Annotated in this window: 6 protein-coding genes; 2 read left to right on the plus strand and 4 right to left on the minus strand. The window is 68.9% G+C overall.

All coding sequences use genetic code 11. The features are described from left to right. Together RTM68_RS16045 and RTM68_RS16050 are read left to right on the plus strand one after the other, a co-directional pair. A partial coding sequence (locus RTM68_RS16045) for a histidine kinase (protein ID WP_312172823.1) occupies positions 1–1,084 on the plus strand: 1,084 nt, incomplete at its 5' end. Next, positions 1,075–1,725, plus strand: a complete 651-nt coding sequence (locus RTM68_RS16050; RefSeq protein WP_312172826.1) for a response regulator transcription factor — start codon at positions 1,075–1,077, stop codon at positions 1,723–1,725. The genes RTM68_RS16045 and RTM68_RS16050, both read left to right, overlap by 10 nt. A gap of 52 nt (positions 1,726–1,777) precedes the next feature. Here RTM68_RS16050 and RTM68_RS16055 read toward each other — a convergent pair whose 3' ends face one another. From RTM68_RS16055 to RTM68_RS16070, 4 genes are all read right to left on the minus strand, one after another. Beyond that, positions 1,778–3,142 carry an NAD-dependent succinate-semialdehyde dehydrogenase gene (locus RTM68_RS16055; protein ID WP_312172827.1) on the minus strand — a complete coding sequence of 455 codons (1,365 nt, stop codon included), beginning with the start codon at positions 3,140–3,142 and terminating at the stop codon, positions 1,778–1,780. Positions 3,143–3,168: 26 nt separating this feature from the next. Beyond that, the gene (locus tag RTM68_RS16060; RefSeq protein ID WP_312172828.1) at positions 3,169–4,635 is read right to left on the minus strand and encodes an NAD-dependent succinate-semialdehyde dehydrogenase; all 1,467 of its coding nucleotides are present in this window, start codon (positions 4,633–4,635) and stop codon (positions 3,169–3,171) included. Positions 4,636–4,685: 50 nt separating this feature from the next. After that, positions 4,686–6,230 (minus strand): APC family permease, encoded by a 1,545-nt coding sequence (locus tag RTM68_RS16065; protein ID WP_312172830.1) that lies wholly within the window; start codon positions 6,228–6,230, stop codon positions 4,686–4,688. Then, positions 6,230–6,690 (minus strand): universal stress protein (locus RTM68_RS16070; RefSeq protein ID WP_312172831.1); only part of this gene is annotated, 461 nt, incomplete at its 5' end. The genes RTM68_RS16070 and RTM68_RS16065, both read right to left, overlap by 1 nt.

Below are 6,690 nucleotides of genomic sequence, written 5' to 3' on the forward strand. Positions count from 1 at the left end.
GCTGGGCGGCACGGCCGCCGGCATCGGGATGCTCGTCCCCACGCTGATCGCCGTGGCCACCGCCCCACGGGGGCCGGCACAGGCGGTCGTGCGCTCGGTGGCGGCGCGCCTGACCTGGATCGACGGCATCCCCCGGCGCACGCCGCCCCGCGCACCGCGGCTGCGCGGACTGCTCGCCCTGTCTGCACTGCTGCAGCTCGTCGTGCTGTGCATCCTGATACTCATCGGCGCGGGAATCGTGGTCGGCGTCCAGATGCTCGTCGCCGCGGCGACCGGCGGTCCCGTCGCCCTGTTCAGCGCACGCCCCGGCAGGGTGACGTGGGCGACCGTGGGACTCTTCGTGATCCCGGGTCTCGTGCTGCTGTTCCTCGCCCTCTCGGGCATCGGCGGCATCGCCTGGCTCGAGCGGCGGGTGTGGCAGTCGTTCCAGCGGCCGGGGGCCGGAGAGCTCTCGCAGGAGGTCGTGCGGCTGCACACCACTCTCGACGAGGTGGTGGCGGCGGTGGATGCCGAGCGGCGGCGCATCGAGCGCGACATCCACGACGGCGTGCAGCAGCGGGTGGTGGCGCTGTCGATCCTGCTGGCCCGGGTGGAGCGGGCCGGGACCGACGAGGCGCGCCGTCTGCTGAGCGGCGCACGCGCCGAGACGCAGCACATCCTCGACGACCTGCGCGATGTGGCCTGGCGGACGTATCCCGAGATGCTGCAGCGCGACGGTCTCGTCGCGGCGCTCGAAGCTCTTCGCGATCGCGTGGCGATGCCGGTGACTCTCGAGATCGAGGGCGGGGTCGACGGCACGGCGATCTCCGATCGCGCCGTCGAGACCGCCGCCTACTTCGTGGCGAGCGAGGCCGTGACCAACGCGATCAAGCACGCGCAGGCGAGCGCGATCGGCATCCGCGTCCGCACCGGGCCCGAGAGCCTCACCATGACGATCGAAGACGACGGAGTCGGCGGAGCGGATGCCTCGGGCACCGGCCTCTCAGGTATCGCCTCACGCGTGGCCGCGCGCGACGGGCGGCTGCACGTGCACAGCCCTGTCGGCGGACCGACCGTGATCGAGGCGGTGATCCCGTGCGGATAGCGATCGCGGAGGATTCCACGCTGCTGCGCGAGGGCATCGTGCAGCTGCTGGTGGCCGAGGGGCACGAGGTGAGTGCCTCGGTCTCCGATGCGGATGCGCTCATGACCGCGCTGGCCGCAGAAGAGCCCGACCTCGTGATCGTCGACGTGCGGATGCCGCCCGACTTCGTCGACGAGGGCATCCGTGCGGCGCTGCGCATCAGGCACGAGCATCCCGGTGTCGCGGTGCTCGTGCTGTCGCAGCACGTCGAGCGGCGCTATGCCAGTGAACTGCTCGACGGTCGCGGCGGCGTCGGCTACCTGCTCAAGGACCGCGTGTCCGACATCGCCGGCTTCCTCGACGCGATCGTGCGGGTGGCCGAGGGCGGGGTCGCGTTCGATCCCGAGGTGATCCGGCGTCTGATCGCCGACCGATCCGGACCCGATCCGCGCATGGCCGAGCTGAGCGAACGCGAAGGCACAGTGCTCGAACTGATCGCCGAAGGGCACAGCAATGCGGCCATCGCCGAGCGCTTGTTCGTGAGTCAGAGCGGCATCGAGAAGCACATCAACACGATCTTCACGAAGCTCGGCGTCGCATCGGGCTCGGGCGTCAACCGACGCGTGCTCGCCGTGCTCGCCTACCTCGGGCAGACGGGCTGAGCACGACGGAGGGGCGGATGCAGTCCGCATCCGCCCCTCCCACTGCGATCGCTCAGCCGATGCGGATGAGCTTCTTGTTGACGAACTCGTCGGCCGCGAGGTGGCCGAGCTCGCGGGCCGTGCCGCTGCGCTTGATGCCGCCGAAGGGCAGCTCCGGGCTGTCGGCGAGCACGAGGTTGACGTAGACCATGCCCGCCTCGATCCGGTCGGCGACGCGTTCGGCCTGCTCGGCGTCGGTCGTGAAGACGTAGGAGCCGAGGCCGAAGGTGGTGTCGTTCGCCAGGGCGACCGCAGCGTCTTCATCGGCGACCCGGTAGACGACCGCCGCGGGACCGAAGAGCTCCTCGCGATAGACGTTCATCTCGGGCGTCACGTCGGCCAACACGGTCGGAGCGAAGAACGCCCCCTCGCGGGTGCCACCGGTGAGCAGCGTCGCCCCCTGCTCGACGGCCTGATCGATCTGCTTCTGCAGGTTCTCGGCAGCCGTCTCGGACGAGACCGGGCCGAGCACGGTGTCTTCGAGTGTCGGGTCGGTCGCCGTCACGGATGCCATCGCCGCGGTGAACTTCTCGACGAACGAGTCGTACAGTCCGTCGACGATGATGAAGCGCTTCGCACCGTTGCACGCCTGCCCGTTGTTGTCGAGACGCGCGTCGACGCCGGCCTGCACCGTGGCGTCGAGATCATCGGTCGACAGCACGATGAACGGGTCGGACCCGCCGAGCTCGAGCGCGACCTTCTTGAGGTTGCGCCCGGCGATCTCGGCGACCGCAGCACCCGCGCGCTCGGAACCCGTGAGCGAGACGCCCGCGACGCGCGGGTCGGCGATCATGTCGGCGATCTGATCGTTCGTCGCGAGGACGTTCTGGTAGGCGCCCTTCGGGAAACCGGCGTCGTGGTAGATCGCCTCGATCGCGGTCGACGACTCCGGGCACTGCGGTGCGGGCTTGAGCAGGATCGTGTTGCCGACGATCAGGTTCGGCGCCGCGAAGCGCACGATCTGGTACGCCGGGAAGTTCCACGGCATGATGCCGACGAGCGGCCCGAGCGACGACCGCCGGATGACGGCAGAGCCCTCGCCGAGGATCGCGATCGGCTGGTCGGCCATGATCGCCTCGGCCTGATCGGCGTAGTACTCGGCGATGTCGGCGGCGAAATCGACCTCTCCGAGTGCGGCCTCGCGGGGCTTGCCCATCTCGCGCACGAACACATCGGCGAGCTCCTCACGGCGCTCACGATGCAGCTCGGCCGCGCGGCTCACGAGAGCGGCGCGTTCGGCCACGGTCGACGACCGCGACCACTCGCGGTGCGCCTCGTCGGCGGCGGCCACGGCCTCGTCGATCTGCGCATCCGTGAACGTGTCGAAGGACGCCAGCGTCTCTCCTGTGGCGGGGTTGATGACGGCGTAATCGGTCATGTTCTCTCCTCCTCTGGGCCGATCGGTCAGGAGACCGGGATCAGCGTGTACTTGGTGGACAGGTACTCGTGGATGCCCTCGGCACCGCCCTCGCGACCGACGCCCGACTGCTTGACGCCGCCGAAGGGAGCTGCGGCGTTCGACACCACGCCCACGTTGAGACCCATCATGCCGGTCTCGAGCTTGTCGATCATGCGCTGGCCGCGCTGCAGGTTCTCGGTGAACACGTACGAGACGAGTCCGTATTCGGTGTCGTTCGCGAGACGCACGGCGTCGTCTTCGGTGTCGAAGGTCGCGATCGCGAGCACCGGGCCGAAGATCTCCTCGCGGAGGATCGCAGAACCGGCGACCACGTCGGTGAGCACGGTCGGCTCATAGAACGTGCCGGTGCCCTCGAGCGCCTTTCCGCCCGCGAGCAGGGTCGCACCACGCTCGACCGCGTCATCGACCAGCTCGCCGGCCTTGGCGACGGCATCCTCATCGATGAGCGGTCCGATCGCGACGCCCTCTTCGGTGCCGCGGCCGATCTTCATGGCGTTCACGCGCTCAGTGACACGCTTGGCGAACTCGCCCGCGACGTCCTTGTGCACGATGAAGCGGTTGGCCGCGGTGCACGCCTGACCGATGTTGCGGAACTTCGCGGCGAGCGCGCCGTCCACGGCCTTGTCGAGGTCGGCGTCGTCGAACACGACGAACGGAGCGTTGCCGCCCAGCTCCATCGAGACCCGCAGCACGCCCTCGGCCGCCTGGGCGATGAGCTTGCGCCCGACCTCGGTCGAGCCGGTGAACGACAGCTTGCGCAGACGCGGGTCGGCGATGATCGGCGCCGAGAGCGCCGACGACTTCGACGTCTGCACGACATTGACGACTCCTGCGGGCAGACCTGCCTTCTCGAGCAGCGACGTGAAGAAGATCGTCGTCAGCGGAGTGAGTGCCGGGGGCTTGATGACCACGGTGCAGCCTGCGGCCAGCGCGGGTGCGATCTTGCGCGTCGCCATCGCGAACGGGAAGTTCCACGGCGTCACGAAGAACGACGGGCCCACCGGACGCTGCGAGACGACCATGTGGCCGGTGCCCTCGGGGTTGATGCCGTAACGGCCGCTGATGCGCACGGCCTCCTCGCTGAACCACCGCAGGAACTCGCCTCCGTAGGCGACCTCTCCGCGTGCCTCGGCGAGCGGCTTGCCCATCTCGAGCGTCATGAGCAGAGCGAGGTCCTCCTTGTGCTCCTGCACGAGGTCGAACGCCCGGCGCAGGATCTCGCTGCGTGTGCGCGGGGCGGTGGCCGCCCAGGCATCCTGCGCCGCGACCGCCGCATCGAGAGCGCGGATGCCGTCACCGGGTGTCGCGTCGGCGATCGTGCGGATCACCGCACCCGTCGCCGGGTCGTGCACGTCGAAGGTGCCACCGGCCTCGCCGTCGATCCACTCGCCGCCGATGAAGAGGCCGGTGGGGATGCTGTCGAGCAGCGCCTGCTCTGTCTGAGTGCTCATGGGTTCTCTTTCTGTGAGGGAGTAAGGCCGGGTTCGCGAGTCGCAGACCGTCAGCGACGGCGCAGACTCGGCGGTGCGTCGACGCCGAGCGTCTCACCGCGGAAGAAGGCGGGGCGCTTGATCGCCTGCCAGATCATCACGACGATGCCGACGCCGATGATGCCGACGCCGAGCACGAAGACGAGTCCGACCCCGCCGATGCTCGATCCGCTGCCGTAGGCGGGGTCCATCGAGTCGATGAGGGTCGTGACGAACAGCACAGCGAGGATGCCGCCGCCGACGAGCGGGAACAGGAACGTGAAGAAGAAGCTCCGCGCCGAGTCGAACCACTGCTTGCGGAAGTACCACACGCACGCGAACGCGGTGAGGCCGTAGTAGAAGCAGATCATCATGCCGAGCGACAGGATCGTGTCGGTCAGGACGTTCTCGCTCACCAGGCGCATGACGGCGTAGAACACGGATGCCACCACGGCCGACACGATCGTCGCGTAGCCGGGAGTGAAGAAGCGCGGGCTGACGCGAGCGAACTTCTTCGGCAGCGCACCGTAGTGACCCATCGCGAGCAGCGTGCGAGCCGGTCCCACAGCTGTCGACTGCAGCGACGCCGCCGAACTCGACAGCACGGCCAGCGAGACGAGGAACGCGAGGGGTCCGAGCACCGGGTCCGACAGTGCGAAGAACACGTTGGCGGAGATGTCCTCGTTCGCGAGGCCGTACTCCCCCGAGCCGACGCCGGCGAACATGATCAGACCGATCGCGAGCAGCAGGTAGAGGGCGACGACGACCACGACGGTGACCATGGCGGCGCGCCCCGGGGTCTTGGCCGGGTCCTTGGTCTCCTCGTTCATGGTCAGGACGACGTCCCAGCCCCAGAAGATGAAGATCGACAGCGAGAGGCCGGCCGCGAAGGCGCTGAAGCTCGGCACCTCGAACGGGTTGAACCACGACCACGAGAACGCCGTGGGCTCGGGGGCATCGCCCGACACGGCCTTGACGATCGCGACCGTCGCGAACACGACGAGCACGAGCACCTGGAAGCCCACCAAGATGTACTGGAACTTCTGCGTGGTCTGCATGTCGCGGTACGACACGAGAGTGGCCCCGAGCATGAACAGCAGGCAGACGACCACGTTGATGATCGGGTTGAAGGCGAGGTCCGCGATCGCGGCGTTGCCCGTCAGCTGAGCGATGAGCAGGAACAGGAACTCGACGGCGATGCCGGCGAGGTTCGAGAGCACGATCACGGTGGCGGCGATCAGGCCCCATCCCGTCATCCAGCCGATCCAGGGACCGAAGGCGCGCACGCCCCAGGTGAAGGAGGTGCCGGAGTCGGGCATCATGCGGTTGAGCTCGCGGTAGCCGAAGGCGGTCAGCAGCATCGGGATGAAGCCGACGAGCATGATCGCGGGCACCTGCGTGCCGACCTCGGCCACGGTCGGTCCGAGCGAGGCGGTGAGCGTGTACGCCGGGGCGATCGTCGAGACGCCGATGACGACGGCTCCGAGAACGCCGACGGCCCCTGCGCTCAGCCCCTTCTGGGAGATGCCGGTCGTGACACCGGATACGGGCTCCGTCGCCCGATTCGAGCTGCTCATCAGCGGTCTCCTGCTTCGGCGCGGGTGCGCGGGACGACGATCATGGGAACGGGCAGCTCGTGCAGCATCTTCGCCGCGGTCGAGCCGAGGAACAGTCGGCGCGGCTGCGCCAGCCTGCTGGAGCCCACGAGGACGCCCTCGCCGGGCTGCCATGAGAGGTTGGCGACCGCGTCTTCGACGGTGTCACCGGGAGCCTCTTCGATCACGGCTCCGAGTTCGTCGGGAAGGATCTCCTGGGCGACCGCGAGCACCTCGTGCGCATGGGTCTCGCCCACGACGCGGATGGCGCCGGTGTCGAGTCCGGGAGGCACGTCGAAGGGCACGAGCGACACGAGACGCAGGCCGACTCCGGCGTCGCCCGCGAGCGCTGCGGCCTCGTCGAGGAGGTTGTCGGCGCCGGGTCGCGTGCCGATGGCGGCCGTCACGCGGGGCAGCACATGGTCGTCCTGCCCGGCGGTGC

This window comes from Microbacterium sp., from assembly GCF_031988965.1.
GTDB lineage: Bacteria > Actinomycetota > Actinomycetes > Actinomycetales > Microbacteriaceae > Microbacterium.

What these genes read in the sequence shown, in the direction of transcription:
- RTM68_RS16055 (WP_312172827.1), bottom strand. Translation starts at nt 3,142, where the DNA reads ATGACCGATTACGCCGTCATCAACCCCGCCACAGGAGAGACGCTGGCG.
- RTM68_RS16060 (WP_312172828.1), bottom strand. Translation starts at nt 4,635, where the DNA reads ATGAGCACTCAGACAGAGCAGGCGCTGCTCGACAGCATCCCCACCGGC.
- RTM68_RS16065 (WP_312172830.1), bottom strand. Translation starts at nt 6,230, where the DNA reads ATGAGCAGCTCGAATCGGGCGACGGAGCCCGTATCCGGTGTCACGACC.